General features: G+C 43.3%; 21 protein-coding genes. 12 read left to right on the top strand and 9 right to left on the bottom strand.

All coding sequences use genetic code 11. From position 1 onward, the window contains the following. Positions 1-73 precede the first annotated feature (73 nt). Genes sapA through ACFI6G_RS00585 form a run of 6 tightly spaced genes read left to right on the top strand, consistent with a single transcriptional unit; the run spans position 74 to position 6,127 of the window. A complete protein-coding gene (gene sapA, locus ACFI6G_RS00610) occupies positions 74-1,696 on the top strand; it encodes an ABC transporter substrate-binding protein SapA (protein WP_462710092.1) in 1,623 nt (540 codons plus the stop codon). Then, positions 1,696-2,658 carry an ABC transporter permease gene (locus ACFI6G_RS00605; protein WP_010440077.1) on the top strand — a complete coding sequence of 321 codons (963 nt, stop codon included), beginning with the start codon at positions 1,696-1,698 and terminating at the stop codon, positions 2,656-2,658. Before sapA ends, ACFI6G_RS00605 begins: the two co-directional genes overlap by 1 nt. Beyond that, positions 2,645-3,532: an ABC transporter permease subunit gene (locus tag ACFI6G_RS00600; RefSeq protein WP_010440075.1), complete on the top strand. Its 888-nt coding sequence runs from the start codon at positions 2,645-2,647 to the stop codon at positions 3,530-3,532. The genes ACFI6G_RS00605 and ACFI6G_RS00600 overlap by 14 nt, the downstream gene beginning before the upstream one ends. Beyond that, on the top strand, positions 3,532-4,533 hold the full coding sequence (locus tag ACFI6G_RS00595) for a peptide ABC transporter ATP-binding protein (protein WP_010440073.1): 1,002 nt from the start codon (positions 3,532-3,534) through the stop codon (positions 4,531-4,533). Before ACFI6G_RS00600 ends, ACFI6G_RS00595 begins: the two co-directional genes overlap by 1 nt. Next, positions 4,530-5,312, top strand: coding sequence for a peptide ABC transporter ATP-binding protein (locus ACFI6G_RS00590; RefSeq protein ID WP_010440070.1), 783 nt, complete (start codon positions 4,530-4,532; stop codon positions 5,310-5,312). The genes ACFI6G_RS00595 and ACFI6G_RS00590 overlap by 4 nt, the downstream gene beginning before the upstream one ends. Positions 5,313-5,347: 35 nt before the next feature. Continuing rightward, positions 5,348-6,127 (top strand): DUF2927 domain-containing protein, encoded by a 780-nt coding sequence (locus ACFI6G_RS00585; protein WP_016784625.1) that lies wholly within the window; start codon positions 5,348-5,350, stop codon positions 6,125-6,127. A gap of 203 nt (positions 6,128-6,330) precedes the next feature. Here ACFI6G_RS00585 and ACFI6G_RS00580 read toward each other — a convergent pair whose 3' ends face one another. Next, positions 6,331-6,720, bottom strand: a complete 390-nt coding sequence (locus tag ACFI6G_RS00580) for a DUF2750 domain-containing protein (protein WP_010440063.1) — start codon at positions 6,718-6,720, stop codon at positions 6,331-6,333. Between the two features lie 150 nt (positions 6,721-6,870). Then, positions 6,871-7,776 (bottom strand): manganese-dependent inorganic pyrophosphatase, encoded by a 906-nt coding sequence (locus ACFI6G_RS00575; RefSeq protein WP_010440060.1) that lies wholly within the window; start codon positions 7,774-7,776, stop codon positions 6,871-6,873. Between the two features lie 201 nt (positions 7,777-7,977). Here ACFI6G_RS00575 and ACFI6G_RS00570 point away from each other — a divergent pair, with 201 nt between their 5' ends. Further along, positions 7,978-9,192 (top strand): putative manganese transporter, encoded by a 1,215-nt coding sequence (locus ACFI6G_RS00570; protein ID WP_016796370.1) that lies wholly within the window; start codon positions 7,978-7,980, stop codon positions 9,190-9,192. Positions 9,193-9,535: 343 nt separating this feature from the next. Here ACFI6G_RS00570 and torA read toward each other — a convergent pair whose 3' ends face one another. From torA to torE, 3 genes are read right to left on the bottom strand one after another with little or no spacing between them, the layout of a single operon-like run. Next, positions 9,536-11,998, bottom strand: coding sequence for a trimethylamine-N-oxide reductase TorA (torA, locus tag ACFI6G_RS00565; RefSeq protein WP_010440056.1), 2,463 nt, complete (start codon positions 11,996-11,998; stop codon positions 9,536-9,538). Positions 11,999-12,022: 24 nt separating this feature from the next. After that, on the bottom strand, positions 12,023-13,204 hold the full coding sequence (torC, locus tag ACFI6G_RS00560) for a pentaheme c-type cytochrome TorC (protein WP_010440053.1): 1,182 nt from the start codon (positions 13,202-13,204) through the stop codon (positions 12,023-12,025). 50 nt (positions 13,205-13,254) lie between these two features. Beyond that, on the bottom strand, positions 13,255-13,437 hold the full coding sequence (gene torE, locus ACFI6G_RS00555; RefSeq protein WP_010440051.1) for a trimethylamine N-oxide reductase system protein TorE: 183 nt from the start codon (positions 13,435-13,437) through the stop codon (positions 13,255-13,257). A 437-nt stretch (positions 13,438-13,874) separates the two neighbouring features. Between torE and ACFI6G_RS00550 the strand changes: the two genes are divergently transcribed. Continuing rightward, the gene (locus ACFI6G_RS00550; RefSeq protein ID WP_010440050.1) at positions 13,875-14,669 is read left to right on the top strand and encodes an ABC transporter permease; all 795 of its coding nucleotides are present in this window, start codon (positions 13,875-13,877) and stop codon (positions 14,667-14,669) included. 318 nt (positions 14,670-14,987) lie between these two features. Here ACFI6G_RS00550 and focA read toward each other — a convergent pair whose 3' ends face one another. Then, entirely contained in the window at positions 14,988-15,830 is an 843-nt protein-coding gene (focA, locus tag ACFI6G_RS00545; RefSeq protein ID WP_010440048.1) for a formate transporter FocA, read from the bottom strand. A 362-nt stretch (positions 15,831-16,192) separates the two neighbouring features. Beyond that, positions 16,193-17,497, bottom strand: a complete 1,305-nt coding sequence (locus ACFI6G_RS00540; RefSeq protein WP_016768568.1) for a hypothetical protein — start codon at positions 17,495-17,497, stop codon at positions 16,193-16,195. Between the two features lie 259 nt (positions 17,498-17,756). On the opposite strand from ACFI6G_RS00540, the gene ACFI6G_RS00535 reads away from it, so the two are divergent. From ACFI6G_RS00535 to ACFI6G_RS00525, 3 genes are all read left to right on the top strand, one after another. Next, positions 17,757-17,987: a TIGR02647 family protein gene (locus tag ACFI6G_RS00535; protein WP_010440041.1), complete on the top strand. Its 231-nt coding sequence runs from the start codon at positions 17,757-17,759 to the stop codon at positions 17,985-17,987. Between the two features lie 114 nt (positions 17,988-18,101). Next, positions 18,102-18,956: an NAD(P)H-binding protein gene (locus ACFI6G_RS00530; protein ID WP_010440036.1), complete on the top strand. Its 855-nt coding sequence runs from the start codon at positions 18,102-18,104 to the stop codon at positions 18,954-18,956. A gap of 61 nt (positions 18,957-19,017) precedes the next feature. Further along, complete coding sequence (locus ACFI6G_RS00525; RefSeq protein WP_016768566.1) at positions 19,018-19,608, top strand: YdcF family protein; 591 nt, start codon at positions 19,018-19,020, stop codon at positions 19,606-19,608. 135 nt (positions 19,609-19,743) lie between these two features. Here ACFI6G_RS00525 and ACFI6G_RS00520 read toward each other — a convergent pair whose 3' ends face one another. Continuing rightward, entirely contained in the window at positions 19,744-20,322 is a 579-nt protein-coding gene (locus ACFI6G_RS00520) for a thymidine kinase (protein WP_004734584.1), read from the bottom strand. A 102-nt stretch (positions 20,323-20,424) separates the two neighbouring features. Further along, positions 20,425-21,810 (bottom strand): cysteine--tRNA ligase, encoded by a 1,386-nt coding sequence (gene cysS / locus ACFI6G_RS00515; RefSeq protein ID WP_010440031.1) that lies wholly within the window; start codon positions 21,808-21,810, stop codon positions 20,425-20,427. 190 nt (positions 21,811-22,000) lie between these two features. On the opposite strand from cysS, the gene ACFI6G_RS00510 reads away from it, so the two are divergent. Next, the gene (locus ACFI6G_RS00510) at positions 22,001-22,495 is read left to right on the top strand and encodes a peptidylprolyl isomerase (RefSeq protein ID WP_010440028.1); all 495 of its coding nucleotides are present in this window, start codon (positions 22,001-22,003) and stop codon (positions 22,493-22,495) included. Positions 22,496-22,563: the final 68 nt, after the last annotated feature.

The following is a 22,563-nucleotide window of genomic DNA, read 5'->3' as shown; positions in this document are numbered from 1 at the left end:
GAATAAATAAAATGTTAAATTGTCCGGATCTTGAGGCTCCTCTAATGCCTCGTTTCGAAAAGTATTTCTTTTTATGAAAGCACTAATAAGACTATCACTGAGCATCTGTACGCTGAGCTTTTTAGCTGGATGTGGTGAGAGTGTCGATCACGAACAAATCCGTGAAAAAGGCTTCATCTATTGCGGCCAAGGTAATCCTAGCACCTTCAACCCACAACTGGTTGATAGTGGCATTACTTCTGAGTCACTGAGCCCTCAAATTTTCGACACACTGCTAACGCTTGACCCTATGACGTACCGACCAAAAGAGAACTTGGCAACAAGTTGGTCTGTCGACAAGTCAGGTACTGAGTACACTTTCACTCTTCGCCCCAATGTTGCGTTTCAAACCACAGACTGGTTTGCCCCAACTCGCAGCATGAACGCGGAAGACGTAGTCTTTAGTTTTGAACGAATCATTGATAGTTCGAACCCATTTCATTATGTGGGTGGCGGCCTATACCCATGGTTTGCAGGCATCGATTTCCAAAACTTAATTGTCGATATCACTGCAGTTGATAACCTAACGGTAAAATTCCGATTAAGCCACCCAGACAACTCGTTCCTCAACAATATTGCCACCAGTTACGCGGTGATTCATTCCAAAGAATACGCCAACAAGTTGATTGCGACTGACGAGAAAAATGAGATCGATTCTAAACCTGTTGGTACTGGTCCTTTTTACCTAGATGAATATCAGATCAACGATCTAGTGCGCTTGAAAAAGAACAAGCGTTACTGGAAAGGTGACGTTCAAATGGACCAAGTTGTATTCGACACATCGCAACGTGGAACAGGCACGCTTGCCAAGCTGCTTCGCAATGAGTGTGATGTCTTGAACTCGCCAATTTCTAGCCAGATCCCAGTCATTCAAGCCCGTGAAGAATTAAAGATTTCAGCAACCCCTGCTGTCAATGTCTCTTTCATTGCGCTTAACACTGAACACCCAGCACTGCATGACTCTCGAGTCCGTAAAGCACTCAATTTAGCAATCAATCGTCAGAACATACTCGACTCTGTGTACTACGGTACAGGTACCAAGGCCTACACCTTATTGCCACCAACGTCTTGGGCTCATCAGAAAGACAGCGTTCAGGTTCGCTATGACCGAAACTACGCCTTAGCGCTTCTTAAAGAAGCCGGTGTTGAACCAGGTTTAGAGCTTTCAATGTGGGTGCCGCTAGAACCAAGAGCATACAACCCAAGCCCGAGAAAAACGGCAGAGCTTATCCAAGCTAACTTTGCCGATATCGGTGTTGAACTGAAACTCTATACCGACGACCGATTCGACCGTACACAGCTATCATCGATTGCCTCAACAGATCTGCTTCTTACTGGTTGGATAGGCAATACCGGAGATCCTGATAATTTCTTGCGTCCTTTACTCTCTTGCAGCTCTGAACGTGCCGGGCTAAACGTCTCTATGTGGTGTAATTCGGATTTTGATTTCCTTCTCGACTTAGCCTTGGAAATAAATCAACAAAGGCACCGTGTGAACCTGTATCGACAAGCCCAAAACATATTGAACGAAGAAGTTCCTGTGATACCTCTCGCACACGGCGTGCAATTCCGCGTCCACGACCGTTCACTGACCGGTTTCAAACAGAGCCCGTTCAACGCTCAACCTTTTGATCAAGTCAGAAGAGAGGTGAACTGATGTTTTGGTATACATTAAGACGTGTAAATTTATTTGTTATTACGCTTGCGATCCTGACTTTAGTGGGCTTTTCGCTACTTCGACTAGACCAAACTTCTCCTTGGGCAATTCAAGATTTCTGGCCCGGTTGGATTAGCTATATTACAGAGTTATCGACCCTTAATTTTGGCCTAAGTAAACACGGTGCACCTATCATCGATGAACTTGCCATCGTATTCCCAGCAACGTTAGAACTGTGTTTCTTTGCTTTCGTTCTGGCTCTATTTATTGGCATTCCTTTCGGCACCATCGCCGGTATGAGACAAGGTAAATTGGTCGATACCACGATCTCGTTTACCTCAATGGCAGGTTACTCTGCTCCTATATTTTGGGTCGCGTTGTTGATGATCATGGTGTTTTCACTGCACTTTGAAATGTTCCCTGTTGGCGGTCGCTATGATCTGCTTTACGAGATTGAACACGTAACTGGGTTTGCCATGATCGATGCCTTTTTTGCAGAAGGTCGATACCGAGCACATGCACTACAAAGTGTTATCGAGCATATGGCGTTACCTTGTCTTGTTTTAGCGTTAGCCCCGACAACTCAAGTTATCCGACTGATGAGATCATCGGTGGCTGAAGTGATGACGCAAAACTACATCCGCGCGGCACGTATTAAAGGTCTGTCTACCAGAGAGATCGTCATGCAACACGTATTAAGAAATGCGATCCCACCGATCATTCCGAAAGTCGGCGTTCAACTATCAAGTATGTTAACGCTCGCTATTATTACCGAATCCATCTTTAACTGGCCTGGTATTGGCCGCTGGTTGCTAGATGCTCTTTCGAATCAAGATTACGTTTCGATTCAAGCTGGCGTAATTGTAGTAGCGACACTGGTTTTGACCGCAAACATTCTGTCCGATCTATTGGGCGCAATGGTTAACCCACTGGTAAGGAAGGAATGGTATGCTAACAAATAACGTCTACCAAGAAGAGCAAGTTCCAACCCAGTTCGAACGTTTCTGGCGCAGCTTTCGTGGTAATAACCTCGCGATGTTCGGGTTGTGGTGCTTAGTCTTTATCATCCTAATCACGGTCACTTCGCCTTGGTTGGCACCGCACGATTCCCACGAACAAACAGGTCACCTTTTAACCCCGCCATCTTGGGATCCAGCAGGCACGGTGGAATATTTCCTAGGTACCGACGACTTGGGCCGAGATATCCTTTCTCGCCTCATTATTGGTTCTCAGTTGACCTTCGGTGCTGCTGTTGTCATCACATTCATTGCTGCTGTGATTGGTTGTTTAATTGGCGTGCTCGCAGGTATGACTCGTGGGCTACTATCAAGCACACTTAATCACCTGCTCGATACCGTTATGTCAATTCCGTCTCTGCTGCTAGCGATTATTTTTGTGGCTTTTTTAGGCTTCGGTGAATTTAATATCTTACTAGCGATATGTTTGGCGCTTATACCGCGCTTTATCCGCTCGGTCTACATTGCTGTGCATGCTGAGGTAGAGAAAGACTATATTCTGGCTTCTCGCCTTGATGGTGCAAACGATTTCTATCTGTTATGGAATTCGATTGTTCCCAACATTCTCACCGTCGTCGCACTTGAAATTACGCTAGCACTGTCAGTTGCCATTTTAGATATCACCGCTTTAGGTTTCTTAGGGCTTGGCGCTCAAGCGCCGAGCACTGAGTGGGGTTCTATCTTAGGTGACTCTGTAGAGCTGATTTATCTTGCACCATGGACAGTGACGCTACCCGGCCTAGCCATTATGTTTACAGTGATCGTAATTAACCTCGTCGGTGAAGGTGTTCGCCAAGCACTAAATGCAGGAATCGAATAATGCCGTTACTTGATATTCGACATCTAACCATCGAAATTGAGACTCCTCAAGGGTTGGTTAAAGCTGTAGATCGGATGAGTATTACCCTAAATGAAGGGGAAATTCGTGGCCTTGTAGGTGAATCAGGCTCAGGTAAGAGTTTGGTCGCCAAAGCTATCGTAGGTGTTTGTAAGGAAAACTGGAAAGTATCAGCCGATCGAATGCGCTTAGGCAATATCGACCTACTTCAACTAACGCCTAAAGAAAGGCGTCGTGTAATTGCACGCGATATTGCGATGATATTCCAAGAACCATCGAGTTGTCTTGACCCATCGGAAAAAGTGGGACACCAGCTCATTGAATCAATTCCTTCCCATGCATTCGACGGTCGCTGGTGGCAACGATTTAAATGGCGTAAGAAACAAGCAATCGCCCTGCTGCACAAAGTCGGTATCAAAAATCACTCTCGCTTGATGGATAGCTACTCTTACGAGTTAACCGATGGCGAATGTCAAAAGATCATGATTGCAATGGCCATCGCAGCTAAACCTAAAGTGCTGATAGCTGACGAGCCTACTAACGATTTGGATCCGATAACTCAGTCTCAAATATTGCGCCTATTGAGCCGCATGAACCAGATTAACAACACAACTATCGTACTGATCGGCCATGACTTAACCACCATAACTCAGTGGGCAACTCGCATTACCGTTATGTACTGTGGTCAATCGGTCGAATCTTCGGATACGCAGAAATTGTTGGCTGCACCAAAACACCCTTATACCGTTGCTTTGTTGAAAGCGATGCCAGACTTCAATAACTGGATCCCTCACAAAGAAAAATTACAGTCATTGCCAGGATCGATTCCACCATTACAACATCTACCTATTGGTTGTCGATTGGGGCCTCGTTGCCCATATGCACAAAGGCAATGTGTAGAGATCCCGCATACCAAGCGAATTAAAAACCATAAGTTTAACTGTCACTTCCCTCTGAATATGGAGAAGAAAAAGAAATCATGAGTGCATTATTAGAAGTCAGTGATCTATCTAAAGACTTTACGACTCGCTCTGGTCTTTTCCGTAAAAAGATTCATCAAGCAGTGAAGCCTGTAAGTTTTACCCTTGAAGCCGGACAAACAATTGGCTTTATCGGTCAGAATGGTTCAGGAAAGTCGACATTAGCAAGAATGCTAGCCGGTATGGTTGAGCCCACTGCGGGCGAGATTCGTGTGAATGGTGAAAAGCTAGAACACAAAGATTATTCGACTCGCTGTAAGCTGATTCGCATGATCTTCCAGGATCCCAATACTTCACTTAACCCTCGCATACAGATTGGTCGTATTCTTGAAGGCCCATTGAAGCGAAACACCAACATGCTACCAGAAGCCCGAATGCGCCGTGTGAAAGACACACTATTGCGTGTTGGCCTGTTACCAGAACATGCCTACTTCTATCCTCAGATGCTTGCTGCGGGCCAGAAACAGAGGGTTTGTTTGGCTCGCGCGCTGATACTTCAACCATCAATCATTGTTGCCGATGAAGCGTTGAATGGTTTGGATATGGCGATGCGCTCTCAAATCATCAACCTTTTCTTAGAACTACAAGAAGAGATGGGAGTATCGTTCGTTTATGTATCTCAACACCTCGGTATTGTTAAACACATTACCGACAAGATCATTGTCATGCACGAAGGTAATGTGGTTGAGAGTGGAGAAACGGATCAAGTGTTGACCAATCCAACTCACCAAATCACGCAACGATTAGTTGAGAGCCATTTTTCCAAAGCGCCGAGCCATTAATTCATATCGCGCTATATTTTACAAAGGGGAAAGGTATGTTACGAATAGCTTCAATGCTTCCCCTCTTGCTCGGGCTGTTTTCCTTTAACGTTGCAAGCACATCGCTCACCTGGCTAGATAAAACCTTTGTAGAAACAGCGTTTTATAATGTTGCACTTCAACACGAATATACCGAAGGAAACAAACCACTCGCTAAATGGACCCAACCGATCAAAATTTGGATCGACCATCGAGTTGGCGACAAAGAGTTGCATCAAGAGCTTGCAGAACTCCATATTCAACACCTATCTCAGGTTACCCGGCACCCCATTGAAATAGTCACTAAAGAGTCCGATGCCAATGTTAAGTGGATATACACAAGACAAAGCCAGTGGGTCTCCGAAGCCAAATCGATACTCAAACTTAAATCGACTCAACATTTGGGCAGCGCTATCTGTACCGCAGGCTATCGTGCAAATTCAAAAGGAGAGATTGTTTATGCAGGCGTTATTATTCCCGTGGATCAAGCCAGATCTCGAGGCAAGCTGGTCGCATGTATCGTAGAAGAGATCACACAAGTTCTCGGCCTGCCTAATGATTCAGATAAGGCATACCCTTCTATTTTCAATGACCATACACCAGAAGACTTATTATCACCTTTAGATGTGGTGCTACTGCAACTACTGTATGAACCCGAGCTGAAAGCTGGAATGACAAAATCTGAAGTAAAACCTATCGTTCGAAAGATACTCGAGAGGTACAGCAAAACAAGCGTACTTCAACAAGCGTCAAAGAACGCGCAACAGGCTCCTTTATATCAGCTCATAGGATACTAATTTAAGCGGTCGTTACTAGACGAAAAGGGAGTTACTGGATAAAAAGGTGGTCATTGGACGTAGAAATGGGTGATGGGCAAAGAAGCAGGCACCGACTTTAACACGTATTCATTTGGTGGCTGAGTGTTGAAGCGTAGTATCAGAAAGAGAGCAACAGCGCTGCCTAAAGGAAGGCAACGCTAACTTACCGTTTAACGAGAGGATTATCGCTTAGTCGCTTGTTTCTTCAGCTCGAAGTCGAACTCATCCGGGAACAAGATAACACCTTCTTCTTGCTCGTTCGGGAATACCACAACAGCAAGTTCATCGTCTTCAAGACCATTCGTCCAGCGGCTGTGCCACTTGTTCAACGAAATAGACTCAGCTTTACACTCAGACCAATCACCCGTTGCCCACGATTCTGCGAACTCTTGGTTTGGCCATACTGGAACACAATCTTCATCTTCTGTGTTCAACATTACACAACCGTGCTCATCGGTTAAGATCCATACTTCACGGTTCGCTACGATTTCTTTCACACAGTATTTTAAGCGTTGCTCACCCGTATACTTGTTGATTTCAGCGATTTTTTTATCGTCTAGCTGTGTAGTCATCTTAATTTCCTACTTTAGTCAGTAACTTTGTTCTTAAAGTTATTTTATGCCGAGTGTTCTTAACTTCAACTAATACCTCTGAAGAAGAAAGTCGACTTCAAAGAAAAACGCCTGCTAGATAAGCAGGCGTTTACTATTAAAGCGACTTGATTAAGCTAGCTCACCTTGAAGCCAAGGCCAACCTTGCTTCTTACGGCTTAATGTATTTTCCATCATCAATACACCATTTTGCTCATGCTTAACCAATTTCTCAGCCCACTCACCTTTGTAAAGTAGACGAGTTTGTGCAGTAGTAATGTCTGTTAGCATTACCGCAGCGAATGCTAGACCGTCTTTCTCACAACGCTCTTCAAGATCCGCTTCTAATGCTTCGATCATGCCGTCTACTTGCTCAAGAGTCGCAAGTTCAACTTGACCAACAACAACATCACGACCGTTGAATGGGTAGCCTTTAAGGTCTTTTTCTACTAGCTGTGCAGCAGATAGGCCTTCGATGTTTGTCTTAGCGATTAGAAGCGCTTTGATGAATGCATCAACGTCAGTCACGCCAGCGATTTCAGCAAGCTCAGCAACGGCGTCTTTGTCTTTTTGAGTACATGTTGGAGAAGCAAAACCGACAGTGTCTGAAAGAATTGCAGACATCATTAGTTTAGCGATTTGTTGAGAGATAGCGTGACCTTCAATCTTGAACATGTTGAATAGTACAGTGTTTGTACAACCAACGGGCCAGATCCAAGCTTCCATTGGGTTAACTGTCATCACATCGCCTAGACGGTGGTGATCGACAATACCTACGATCTCTGCATCAGCAACATCATCTGGTGCTTGTGCTAGATCTGAGTAGTCAACTAGCCAGATTTTCTCACCAGCAACAGAAGTACGAAGCTCTGGCTTTTCAGCACCAGCGACTTCTAGAATGTGTTGAGTTTCGCGGTTGATCTCGCCTTGGCGAATTGGTGTCGCTTCCTCGCCACGAGCTTTAAGAAGCTCAGTTGCAACTAACGCACTACAAATACTGTCACTATCAGGGTTTTTGTGACCAACAACTAAAATCATGTTTCTTCCTATTACACTAACAATTATGACTCTACCTTTAGAGCCTCTCTTTATTGGCCATACTTTACCTCATTTTTTTAGATTGGTCATGTTTCGTAGGTTTAACCAATAGTAACAATAGATAAAAAAACAACAAATGCAATTGATAATTATTATCATTCGTATATATTTATCTTAAGCCACTAATTTTGAGTAACACCTATGGATCGACTAATCTCTTTTTTGCCAAGCAATCGTGCTTCGAAAACAACTCAGTTTTCACTCTCATTTAAGCGACTGCTATTGCCTATCTCACTTGTAGCCTTAGTGGCAGCCCCTGCCACACGTGAATTGACGGTGACCACTTTGTCAGATGCCTTCTGGGCCGTGTCTTGTTACGTCGCGTTAACCTTGGCTATTTACCACTGGTTAAGCTTCTACATCAACAAAGATAACGTCTTCAACAAGCTCGTTCATCAATCTCGCTCAAATCAAGTGGTATTCGCGGCTCTCATGGGGGCGCTACCCGGCTGTGGCGGTGCGATAGTGGTGACCACACAATTTATCTCAGGAAAACTCGGATTTGGTGCCGTGGTTGCGGTGCTCGTCTCGACCATGGGTGACGCGGCGTTCTTACTCATAGCGAGCGAGCCTAAGACAGGTTTAGCCATGATGGCGATGGGCGTCATTGTAGGCACTGCGTCAGGCCGAATCATTAACTTATTTCACGCCGACGACTTCTTACGCCCGAAACCGGCAGAAAAAAGTGAAGTCACTTACAGCTGCGCTTCTCAATCTCAAGACAAAGAAGCGGTCTCTAAAAAAGCGATAAACCTACAAGGTTACCTTTGGTCTGTACTGATTGTTCCTGGTGCTGCCGTTGCCCTACTCGGCTCTTTTCAAGTCGATGTTAACGAGTTACTCGCTTTGCCTGAAATGTCGATGGAGTGGGCAGGAACAATTTTGCTGATCAGCTCCATGTTTCTGTGGGGGCTGACCCGTGAAATTGAGGATTACAAATCTGCCGTGAGTGAAGACGAAAAGTGTGTGGGCTCTCATCCACTACAAAAAACGGCTCAAGATACTAATTTCGTAACAGCGTGGGTTGTGGTGGCCTTTCTTTTCTTTGAATTTGGCTCTGTGATAGCAAATGTGGATTTTGCGACGCTATTCTCGAGTTGGGGCATGATGATCCCCCTGGCGGGTGTGTTGATGGGGTTATTACCTGGCTGTGGTCCTCAGCTATTGGTGACTAGCCTTTATCTCTCAGGCGCACTGCCACTCTCGGCTCAGGTCGGTAACGCTATTTCGAATGATGGTGATGCGCTATTCCCAGCGATTGCAATGGCACCGAAAGCAGCGCTTGTCGCGACCTTCTATTCGAGTGTTCCTGCTTTGATTTGCGCATACGGTTATTGGTTTATGTTCGAAGCTTAAGTTTCTATTTAGGGCTCCGCTTTATATCCCAGGTTCAAGCTTCTCCAATAGGTTTTTATTAGGTCAGTACTTTGTATTGACCTTTTTTCCATCGGTCTAAGTTCTTATAACAGGTTATTTTTACATTCCCTTACTGCTTCATTGCTTCTACAAACTACCTCAAACACACATTAAAGCCTGTATCAAAAACACCCTAAATTGGCGCTGTGACAATGCTTAGTTAGAAATCCCAACACGTACACTAGAAAAACAAAAAGCCCCTGTAAGAATGCTTACAGGGGCTTTAATTCAAGCTTTCGTACTTAAGTTACCCAACTAAGAAGCTAGGCTACTTAACAAGAACTTAAGAAACTTCGATTGGACCACCGAATGAAGTTACTGGAGGCAGTTTGCCTTGGAACTTCTCGAAGTTAACCAAACATGTGTTTGCTGAAGTCGCTTGAGCAAGTTCAGACGTACCGATGTCTTGAGTTAGTGTGTTTGGATCGCCGTAAGTATCTAGCGCGCCCACTTTCTCGTTGATCGGACCGTACCAAGCACCTTCTTCGATACGAACAACACCAGGAGCGTAGCTATCCATTAGAACAGCACCTGCCAGTAGTTGACCACGGTCATTGAACACACGTACTACATCGCCATCTTTGATGCCTTTCTTCTTAGCATCGACTGGATTGATGTAGATTGGCTCACGGCCTTGCACCGCGTAAGTCGCACGCCACTCTTCAGATTCACACATTTGAGAGTGAAGGCGCTTGTCTGGGTGACAAGATTGTAGCCAATACGGGTGTTTGTCAGAGCCTGGACCACCGTGTGAACGTTCAGATTTCTCGAACCACATTGGGTGTTCTTGACAGTGCTCGTAACCCATATTACCCACAGTACGGCTTGTGATTTCAATGAAACCAGAAGGAGTACCTAGTGCATTGATCTCTGGATCTTCACGGAATGAAGCGTGACGAGTCCATGGCTTGCCTTTACCGAAGTCTAGGAAACCTTTTTCCCAGAACTCAGCAAACTCAGGCATTTCAAAGCTACCTTCGTTAGCAGCACGACATTCGTCGTACAGAGATTTAACCCACTGCATTTCGTCCATGCCACGCGTGTAATCGTCGTAACGACCCCAACGTTTAGTAAGGCTAGACATGATCTCGAAGTCAGTTTTAGACTGGAACAGAGGATCCACTAGCTTGTGCATTGCGATCAAACCACGGCCAGAGTACGCACCGTAACCATCAATATCGTTACGTTCCCACTGAGTACATGCTGGAAGCACGATATCAGAGTGACGACAAGTTGCAGTCCAAGCGAAATCAACAGCTACTACCGTTTGTAGGCTCTTGAATGCTTTACGCATCTTATTGCGATCTTGGTGGTGGTGCCACGGGTTGTTACCACTGAATACCATCATCTTGATGTCAGGTAGTGTTACTGTAGAACCGTTCGCTTTGATCTTCTTACCAGGCTCTAGCAAGCTATCTACCCAACGAGCAACAGGGATTACACGGCTGTAACCGTTGTAATCTGTGTTGGTGTGTTTAGGCGATTGACCTTGGTCGATGTTCAACGGGAAAGAACCTGGAGCAGCGAAACCAGTTGAAGATACACCGATACCAGAGTAATGGTGACCGTAAGAGATACCACCGCCTGGAAGACCAATTTGGCCAACCATTGCTGCAATAACTGCACACATCCAGTAAGGCTGCTCACCGTGTTGTTGACGTTGGATACTCCAACCCACAAGGATCTGTGTACGACCGTTAACCAGCATCTTAGCGAAGTCACGAATTGAATCCGCGCTTGCGCCACAGATAGCTGAAGCCCATTCAGGAGTCTTCTCAACTTTATCTTTCGTTTCACCTTGAACGTACTTGATGAAGTCTTCAAAACCTAAACAATAAGTCTCGATGAACTCTTTGTCGTACAAGTCTTCGTTATAAAGAACGTGAGCAACACCTAGCATGAACGCCACATCAGTTTGTGGGTTGATGTACATTTGCTCGTTTTCTAGGTAACGACCTGTTTTGTTTTTAACAGGGTCAACAGAAACAACGTTGATCTCTTTCTTAGCAACTTTCTCTTTCAGCTGTTCTAGATATGCAAACGACTCGTGAGTCTCACATGTCCAACCTACTTGAAGGTTTTTCACTGGATCGTTACCCCAAAGAACAATATTGTCACTGTTTTCTAAGATAAGTTCCCAAGATGTGCCTTGTGCATAAACTTCGGTCGAACCTAACACATAAGGCATGATCGTTTGACCAGCACCTGTTGAGTAGTCACCGATTTTCTTCACAGAGTAACCGTGAAGTGCCATTGCACGTTGCATGTGGTTAGTACAGCTGTGGAACTGACCTGTTTGTCTCCAACCAGTTTGACCGGTGTGAAGTGCCCATGGACCGTAATCTTTCTGTACGCGCTCTAGTTCGCGGTAAACAAGATCTAGTGCCTCATCCCAAGTCACACGAATGAAACGGTTGTTACCACGCGTGTCAGCGCTGTACTTGTGCTTCTTCAACCAATCTAGGCGAACCATAGGGTAACGCACACGAGATGGGCTGTAGATAATACCTTTAATACCTTTCAGCATCTCTGTTGGGTGCTGATCGATTTCTAGAGGTTTAATTTCTTGTACTTTACCCGCGTAAACACGAGCTCGGAATGCACCCCAGTGAGAACCAGAGACTTTCCACGCGCCGTCTGTTTCTGCAGCAGACGCTGATGCCGACGCCAATAAGCTTGGACCGATAACCGATGCCGCACTTGTTGTAGCGACACCTTTCAGAAAACTTCTTCTTGTAATTGCCATTGTGTTACTCCAATTGACGTCTTATTAGTGATGGCCTTCAGAAAAATCTGATGAGTGCTTCTGTAGATACTTAAGAACAAGTGCTTCTGTATCTGTATCGAAGTTAACGAATGCAATCATGCCATCTAGCATACCGACCCAACCGTTAGCGCTGAAGTGAGCTTCATCTGGCTGTGAGTGACACGTTGAACAGTTAGATTGGTACGCTTGACCCGCTGCGTTCCAGATTGGATCGAAGTTATCAACCATAGACTCTTTCTTCATCCAAAGTGCTAGGTTAACTTCTTCCCATGGAAGGCCAGTAAGCTCATCTTCTTTCTTCTCACCAACAGTGATTGCGTCACTTTGAGAGACTTCTTTCGTCAAGATTGCAGTCGAGATATTCATACCGAAGTCTTCTTGGATTACACGTCCGAAGCCTTTCGCTTTACGCCAACCGTCAATTTGAATCTTGATCATGTCGCCTTTTTCATCGATCACAGCAACTTTACTTGCAGGGCTTAGTAGACCCGCTTCAACTTCAGCAGTCTCATCTGTATACATTGGAAGATGACGAATAGAAATAACGTCGCTACCCGATGCGTAAGATGTGCTGCTTGCAACATTTTCTAGCTCACCAACAATACCGCTTGCCGATGCCATATCTAATGGAAGGTTGTGAGCAATACCTTTGTGACAGTCAACACAGCTTTGGTCGCGCTCTGCTGCGTTTTTCATCTGAATGCGCGCTGTTGGGCGCATGTTGTCGAAATCCATTGAATCGTAGTTGTGACAATTTTTACACTCTAGAGATTTGTTCGAAGAGAAACGATCCCATTCATGTTTAGCCAGTTCAATACGACGCGCTTCGAATTTCTCTGGTGTGTCTAGGTCACCAAATACTTGAGCGAATACTTCTTTAGATGCTTGCATCTTACGAGCAATTTTTGCTGTCCATTCATGTGGAACGTGACAGTCAGGACAAGTTGCACGTACACCTGAAGTGTTTTTCCAGTGAACCGTTTCTTGTAGCTCTACGTACACGTTGTCACGCATAGTGTGACAGCTTACACAGAACTCTTCTGTATTTGTGTGTTCTAGCGCTGTATTGAAACCGCCCCAGAAAATAACACCGGCGATAAAGCCACCCATAGTTAGTACACCAAGACTGATGTGTACTGCTGGGCGAGTCATTGTGCGCCATAATTTAACTAAAAATGATTTCATGTTTAGCTCTCTTAAATATTGATTTTAAAAAATGTTGTTACTAGAGGGCATTACATGCCGCCATGAGCACCAGGAGGTCCGAATACAAATACTTGCAGTGCCCAAACTATGAAGCCGTAACCGCCTACAAAAGCCACACTTAATATTGGAAAGAGAACAACCGCAATGAAGAGGAATGACTTCCACTCCAACGAGCGTTTTTCGCCAGTTTCAATTTTTTTAACATCACTCATACATTTTGCCTATTTTGTATTTAGTAATTCTGAGTAGCTCATTCTAAGGAGCTAAAGTTCTTGAGTATCTAACAACAAATTTTAGACCATACACAAAGTAAGGTTCAATCAAATCCCCCGTTATAACCCTTGCTAATCAATACTTTTTTGAGCTCATCCAAACTTGTTTTCAGTTAAACAAAGTTATTAAAAACTATTAACAAATGTGAAGAATTAAGTATATTTCACAAATGTTAAAAACAAACATTTGCACAACTATTTAGCAACCAATTTTAACCTTTTACCTACTAAGTAGTAGCTAAAAAAGCCTAAAATCACCAATATTTTGTGTTTTGTTTGTTAAATCATTGGGTGTTTTTTGAGTAAGCTGGAATGAAGCTAAAATGCATCATTTAACACTTTCATATATGATGTGTATCCACTTAAAAGGAAGCACTATGCAAGACGTTATTGATATATCTTGGTGGCAATTGTTGTTATTCAGTACACTTCTAGTACTCCCCATAGGGATAAATTACTGGCTAAAACTGGGCCTTGGCAAAGAAGCTTTTATCGGTATTGTTCGCATGGTTGTGCAGCTGTTTCTTGTCGGTCTCTACCTAGAATATTTGTTCACTCTGAACAGTTTGTGGATCAATGTATTGTGGCTGTTCACCATGATAATCGTCGGTGCAAGCTCGATTGTTGAAAAGTCTAAACTACCGAAAAACCTACTTTTGGCCCCAGTTGCCGTGAGCCTCTCTGTTACATGTGTGCCCGTAGTCATGTTTATCTGCTTCTTTATTATTAAACCGACACCGATTTTGAACGCGCAATACCTTATCCCTATCGCAGGAATGTTATTGGGTAATAGCTTGAGCAGTAATATTGTGGCACTGCAGAACTTGTTTGGCGCTTTTGAGACGCAGAAGTCAGAATATGAAGCGGCAATCGCTTTAGGCGCTGCTCCAACCTATGCTGCAGCGCCTTTTATACGTAATGCTATACAGAAGGCGATGTCTCCTATTATGGCTTCCATGGCAACCACAGGCTTAGTGACACTTCCAGGAATGATGACAGGACAAATCCTAGGTGGTGCTTCACCAATGATTGCTATCAAATATCAGCTTATGATCATGTTGGCGATTTTCGTGATGATGAGCTGTTCTTTGGCACTCTCACTTCACCTAGCTTTGAAGACCTCTCTAACAAAAGAAGGTCGAGTTCTCGCCCGTATACAACCAACAAACTAGCTACCTCCTCCCCTCAGTTCTGGTTACTCACCGAATTTGAGACAGGTTATCCACAGAAATTGTGGATAACCAAATCAACATCGATCCTTTTTTGGTCACTTTGACTCAACAAAAGATCATTGCCATTGATCCTTGGGGGTTTTCAAAGACATATACACACATGAAAATCAGCGTTGTTGGGCGTTCGTTTCAATAATTAGAGAAATGAATAAGTAAGTTTTCCACAAATAAAAAACGGCCTGCAATGCAGACCGTCTTGTAAATGTCATAAGTCAGTTCAGCGTTTTTACTGAACCCGAGTTAATTTTGTAAACTGGATTAATCGCGTAAGTAAATTAGCCAATACCACATACCCACAAAGATACCGCCGCCAATGATGTTGCCTAAAGTCACAGGTAACAGGTTGTTCATTAAGAAATCCATCATGTTTAGGTCAACATAGTCGGCAGGGTTAGCACCCGTCATTGTCCAGAATTCAGCGGGAGCAAAGGTTTTAATTCCGATAGCGAGTGGTACTTGGAACATGTTCGCAATACAGTGCTCAAAGCCTGCCGACACGAACATCGCGACAGGTAAAATCATTACTGCGATTTTGTCCGTTAATGTACGGCCACTGAATGTCATCCACACCGCAATACAAACCAAAACATTACACATGATGCCTAACGCGATAGCTTGGATAAAATCATGGTGCATCTTGTGTTGTGAAATAGCCATGGCATTCAAGCCCACTTGTCCGTTGTCGAACATGTATTGTTTGGTCAGAAGCATACAAGCTACTAGTAGCAACGCGCCAATCAAGTTACCGATATAAACCGTAGCCCAGTTCTTCATCAGGGTACGCCAGCTAATTTTTCCGCTCGCTCTTGCCACTAACGTTAAAACAGAGCTAGTAAATAGCTCACCACCAGTCACGACGACTAGAATCAAGCCCAAGCTAAATGCAAGGCCACCCAATAAGCGAGTAATACCCCATGGTAAATCACCCGCACCCGTCGTTACGATGGTATAGAATACAAAGGCAATACCGATATGAATACCCGCAGAAATAGCGAGAAGAAAAGATTTAATGGGATCTTTGGTTGCTTTACCTACGCCAATATCTGCAGCGCGCTCAGCCATTTGTGGCGGTAATAATGAGTCAAATTGATTTAGATTCATGTGATTTACATTTTGAAACATGTTGTCGGGGAGCGCGATAATCCTCTCTTTCATTTCTTAATTCAAGAGCTATTTTTCTCACAAATTCACTTTAACTATGCATAAAGCACTAAATTCTGAATGATATTAAAATTTCATACGACTTTAGTAGTAAAATCAAAACTATTATGAATGAATCGTTATCAACAATAAAAATAACACATCCATAAATATCAACAGGTTACGAAAAAACCAAAAGAATAACGTACACTCTAACCGTATTTAACGGGCTTTTATTTAGAGATTTTGATATAGATCAACAGAACGTAAAAAAGCACCCTTAGGCGCTTTTAAGTCAGTCACAAATAAAGACATTAGTTATGCTAAACTGCTGGCTCAATCACTTCTTCTGATGGTTGTGTTAAAGTCTCATCTTCAAGGTTAGATTCAACGTTAGAAGGAACAAGATCAGAATCGCTTCCGTTAGCAACTTTACCATCTAATCCTTTCAAACTATCCACCAGCTCTTCTAAGCTCTTTATGTGTGCATCGCTCTTGGTGACCTGCTCACCTAATAACTCATTGTGCTTAGTCGCTTCAAACAATTGCTGAGCTTGCTTTTGATTATCGCTTTCTAACTTAACTAATTGTTCAGTCAAAGCTTCAATCTCTGACTTTAATAAAGATGTCATATCCGAACTTTTTAATGCCTTAACGCTAGCAACAATCTTTTGAGATTGGAGGCGCAACACAACATCACGATAGTCCTTGTCATTAATTACCTGAGAAATACTTAACAATTGGTTCTCTGCATTCAATACCGTTTGCTCAAATCGATCACCTTTCACGCTCGCAAGTAGCTTTACTTCGTGCGCTACACTACGTACATGGTTCAATTCAAACTCTGCAGCTTGAACGGCATCTTCAATAATCGATTTTTCGCGTGGGCTCGCTTTCACTTGGCTTTCAGCTAATGCTATTTGAGAAGCGGCCTTTGCAAACGTTAAGGGAACCACATCATCAAAATCTTCGTCTTCCAAAAATTCTAATTCGTTCTTCAAAGGCTCAATATATTTTTTATGAGCAACTTTGACTTCTAACAGACGAGCACTATTGAGGAATTCGATCTGTGCTTCCTGAGCATCTTCTAACTCATCAACCAATACATATTCGAATAGCTCGCTGTACTCTGAATACAACTTCTTATAGCTCGATGTAAACATGGTGTCCGCACCAAGAAACTGAAGGTATTCCATTTGTACTATCGAATCGGCTAGCACTCGATCGGCTTTTTTCTTCAAAACTAAAATCGAATCATAGTTAGATTTGATCAGAGCAATTTTTTCATCAAAAGCTTCGGCATAAGTTAGGCTCGAGAAAATCGAATAACTTTTAGATAATCGACTCTCATCTTTCAGTAAATCTGCATAAATATTTTCAGCATCATCCCATGCATCTAGAAGTTCATGGTAATTCTCCGGAGCATAAAGAGACAATTGAGCATGATCTTCAAGTTTAATTTCCCATTGGGAGTAAACACTTTGGAGAGACTGAAAAGAACGGACCTCTGTTGTAGATTCATTATTATTTGTGATTTGGTTCGCGTCTGTCTGCTCTGAGGGTGTGCTTTGACAACCTGAGATAGCAAATAGCATACTAATTACCAATGCTACTTTGTTAACTCTCACTGATGCATTTCCTTTTTGTACAATATTAGCTGCATGCAATATCTTTCTAGTCACACAATATATTACAACCACTTAGCAATAGACATCACTCATGATGTAAACGTGTGTAAATTACCCAATTTAACCAAAATAAGTCCTTCATGCGATGATTAATCATTCAATTTGGTATCACTTATCAATTCTATTTATTTGCTATTGCCTGAGCTGTCAATGCGCACTAAGGTGAAGGTAGAGAACGTTATGAATATATAGGTTAATTATGAAGTACAACGCTGAACATATTGCTGATTTAAACCTCCTTCTTCAATTTGATGTAAGTAGCGCTGCTACCGGAATTAAAGTTCATCAAGAGGCTGCTCAAGAAACTCAAGACGCCGTTAAGCGCCTATTCGAAAAAAACCTTTGCACTCAGCCAGACGGCGGTTACCTAACAGATGAAGGTATCGAGATGGCAGAACGCGCAGATAAGCTCATTCGCGTACTAAACTAAAGCTCGATTGTTCTAGAAAAAACTCCACTTGCTTCGGCCGTGGAGTTTTTTCATTTTTAGCCAAAGGTTTGTTAGGCTTAATGTAAATTCGTCATTTGCAGTTGTGAGGAACACATGGCTTCTATATTTATTGTTGGTGCAGGCTGGGTTGGTGTCCCCTTATCTGAACATCTCGTCAAACATGGTCACCGAGTCGTCGTTACGAAGACCACTCAGTCAGGCGCTGATGCTATTGGCAACGAATGCATTCCTTGTGAAGTGTTCAGTTTTGATGCCGCGCAACCTGAACGCTCTATTGGCCGACTCTACTCACTCCTACTGGAAAACAACACTGAAATCGTCATTGGCAGCTTCCCTCCAGGCTTTAGAAAAGGCGCGGGACAAGAGTATGCCACTTACTGGAAACAGTTAACGACGGCTTGCAAAAAAGCTAACATAAAGAAACTGCTCATGGTCAGTTCAACAACGGTCTACCCTACTAAGCCCGGCGTTCTGCACGAACCGGATGCGTCACTGAATCTATCAAACTCAGATAACGGCCATGCACCTTCATTTTCTGATAACGCACGAGTCATGTTGCGAGCTGAGCAGTCAGTGATTGATTCAGGTATCGATTATACCATTCTTCGCTTTAGTGGATTAATTGGTCCGAATCGTCATCCGTCAAGATTTGCCAGTAGACTTAGACAAGTCAGCTCTCAGGCTCCCGCCAACATGCTTCACCTTGATGACGCAATTAACGCGGTCGACTTCGCTATTAGTCAGCTGCACAACGAAGTGGTCAACGTGACGACGCCAAATACGGTCAGTAAGGCGGAATTTTATGCCGCGGCATTGAAAAGCGCCAACAGTAGTGAACCTTTACCGCCCATTGTTGATACACCAGACAAGCTGATCTCTTCGAAAAAGATTCTCGACTTAGGCTACTCGTTTAAGTTCAATTCCACACTGGACGCACTTCATGACTGAACTATCGATTATAAACCCTAAGGTTAAATTGCATCGTTCCATAGACATCCTTTGGAATTTTATGTCGATGAACCATAACGTAGAAACTTCAGACTGCATTTTTGTGTTATGTAGCAACGATACTCGGGTTGCTGAATACGCGGCAGATCTCTATCACCAAAAAGTAGCGCCTTACATCGTTTTCTCAGGCGGAGTGGGACGTTTTACTGAGGGAAATTTTGAATGCTCAGAAGCTGAAACATTTGCCGCTATTGCCAGAGATTGTGGAGTACCTGATTCAGACATTTTGATTGAAAAACACGCGACTAATACTGGCGAAAATGTTCGTTTTACCTATGACTTGCTTACAAAACGTGGGCTATCACCGAAGCGACTGACCTTGGTACAAAAGCCCTTTATGGAAAAACGTACCTACGCAACATTCAGCAAACAATGGCCAGAACAGGCGGCGGAAATTAGAGTGACTTCGCAATGGCAAAGTTGGGTCGATTACTTTAACGAAGAGTTGCCACTGGACATGGTACTAGGGGCTTTAGTTGCCGACTTTGAAAGAATCAAAACGTACCCTGCTCAAGGGTTTCAGATTGAAATGCCAATCCCTGATGACGTTGACCATGCTTACAAAGTATTGAAGAAACTGGGTTTAGAATAAAGCTTTAGGTAACGTAATAGTACGTTTCAGGAAACAAAAACGGTGGCACTTGGCCACCGTTTATTATTCTTAGCTTTTTACTTTAGATTGCTAATCTTTGCTTTGTTCTCTAAGCAAAATCAACCAAAGAGCCGTTTATTTACCTAACGCTTCTTTGTAGTGCAGACGGCAAGCAGAAACATATTGGTCATTACCACCGATGGCCACTTGGTCACCTTCAGCAATCGCAACACCGTGCTCATCAGTACGAATCACCATATTCGCTTTACGACCACAGTGGCAAATCGTTTTCAGCTCAACTAACTTGTCGGCCCAAGACAATAAGTAACGGCTACCTTCAAACAGCTCACCCAAGAAGTCAGTGCGCAAACCGTAGCAAAGTACAGGAATGTGCAGCTTATCTACGACTTCTGTTAGTTGGTAAACCTGCTCTTTCGATAAAAACTGACACTCATCGATCAAAACACAATGACGCTTTTCTTCTTCATTAAGTTTTTGGATAGCGTCAAACATATTAGTGTCGTTTTTAAACAGTTGAGCTTCAGATTGCAGACCAATTCGTGAGCTCACTTTACCAATACCATAGCGGTCGTCTAACGCTGCGGTAAAGATCACTGGCGTCATACCACGCTCTTGATAGTTAAAAGAAGATTGAAGAAGCGTTGTTGATTTACCCGCATTCATTGCCGAGTAATAAAAATACATCTGAGCCACAGAAATATTCCTGTTAATTAAAAGTTGAAGATAAAAGCAAAGGTGAAATTAAAGAATTTTTGCTAGAAAAAAGGGCTGAAAATCAGCCCTTTTTTATAAAGTTTACTTACGACGCCAAGTCGTGCCTTCTGGACCATCTTCCAGAACAATACCCAACTCGTTCAACTTGTCACGTGCAAGGTCAGCGTTAGCCCAATCCTTTGAAGCACGAGAATCATTACGTAGCTTAATCAATGCTTCAATTTCTGCTACTTCGTCGTCATTACCAGCAGCATCACCTTTAAGGAAAGCTTCTGGGTCTTGATGAAGAATACCGATGATGTCGGCAAGTTCACGCATCAATGCACCGAGAGCGCTTGCTTTTTCAATACTTTCTGTCTTGATACGGTTAATATCACGAGCCATTTCAAACAGCACTGAATAAGCTTCAGGTGTGTTGAAATCATCGTTCATCGCAGTAGAGAAACGAGTTACATATTCTTCACCACCAGCCGGAGCTGCTGTTAGATCCAAGCCACGAAGTGACGTGTAGAGGCGTTCTAATGAAGCACGTGCTTGATTTAGGTTATCTTCACTGTAGTTTAGTTGGCTACGGTAGTGGCCAGACATTAGAAAGTAACGTACCGTTTCGGCATCGTAATGAGCTAGCACATCACGAATCGTGAAGAAGTTGCCTAATGATTTAGACATTTTTTCTTTGTCTACCATTACCATACCACTGTGCATCCAAGTATTTACATACTGAGTACCATGTGCGCAGCAAGATTGTGCAATCTCGTTTTCGTGGTGAGGGAATTGTAGATCTGAACCGCCGCCGTGGATATCGAAGTGATTACCAAGAATAGAAGAGTTCATTGCTGAACATTCAATGTGCCAACCTGGACGACCTGGACCCCATGGCGATTCCCACGTAGGTTCACCTGGCTTAGACATTTTCCAAAGAACAAAATCTAATGGGCTGCGTTTTGCAGAGTCAACATCGACACGAGCACCAGCTTGAAGCTGATCTAAGTCTTGCTTTGAAAGCTTACCGTATTCATCGAACTTCTTAACTTCGAACATCACATCGCCATTGCTTGCTACGTAAGCAAAGCCGCGTTGAATTAGCTTTTCTACTAACTCAATGATCTCAGTGATGAATTCTGTTGCACGAGGCTCTACATCTGGGCGTTTCATATTCAATGCATCGAAATCTGCATGCATTTCACCAATCAAGCGCTCAGTTAAAGAATCACAAGACTCGCCGTTTTCGTTAGCGCGTTTGATGATCTTGTCATCGATATCAGTAATGTTACGAACGAAGTTCAAATCGTAACCAAGGTAACGAAGGTAACGAGTTACTACGTCGAAAGAAACGAACGTACGGCCATGACCAATATGACAGAGATCGTATATGGTTACCCCACAGACATACATACCGACTTTGCCAGCTGTAATTGGTTTGAATTCCTCTTTCTGTCTTGTGAGCGTGTTATATATCTTCAGCATGATCTCTATCTATTTTATGGATTAATCAAAAATAAGCTCGCAGTATAACAAGTCATACCTTAATAGGTAATCCCCCAAAGCAGGAATTACCTCAAACATCTGAGTTAAGTGAATGATTTGGTGATTTGAAAGTCCGCCAACATGCGCTAGAATTCGAACTTCATATTAAAAAGACAGTAAGGTAACAATCATGATCATCCTTCACACAAATTTTGGTGACATCAAAGTTCAACTTAACGAAGAAAAAGCACCAGAAACAAGCGCAAACTTTCTACAGTATTGCCGTGACGGTTTCTACGACAACACACTATTCCACCGTGTTATCGATGGTTTCATGATTCAAGGCGGTGGCATGACTTCTGGCCTTAAAGAAAAAACGACTCGCGCTACAATCAAGAACGAAGCAAACAACGGCCTAGCTAACAAAGTAGGTACACTTGCAATGGCTCGTACTATGGAACCACATTCAGCGAGCTCTCAGTTCTTCATCAACGTGAACGACAATTCTTTCCTAAACTTCCGTAGCGAAAGCCTAGACGGTTGGGGTTACTGTGTATTCGCAGAAGTTGTTGAAGGTATGGACATCGTAAACAAGATTAAAGGTGTTAGCACTGGTTCTATGGGTATGCACCAAGATGTACCTCTAGAAGAAGTGATCATCACTGGTACTACAATCGAAGCTTAATTACTCGCTTTCGATTAGTATTAATCATTACCATTGGTGAACCGATAAATCAGGATACAGGGAGCGAA

The sequence above is a fragment of the Vibrio sp. PSi01 genome (assembly GCF_054960695.1).
Note: the sequence above shows the minus strand (reverse complement) of the source record. Positions and strands in the feature narration are given on the sequence as shown.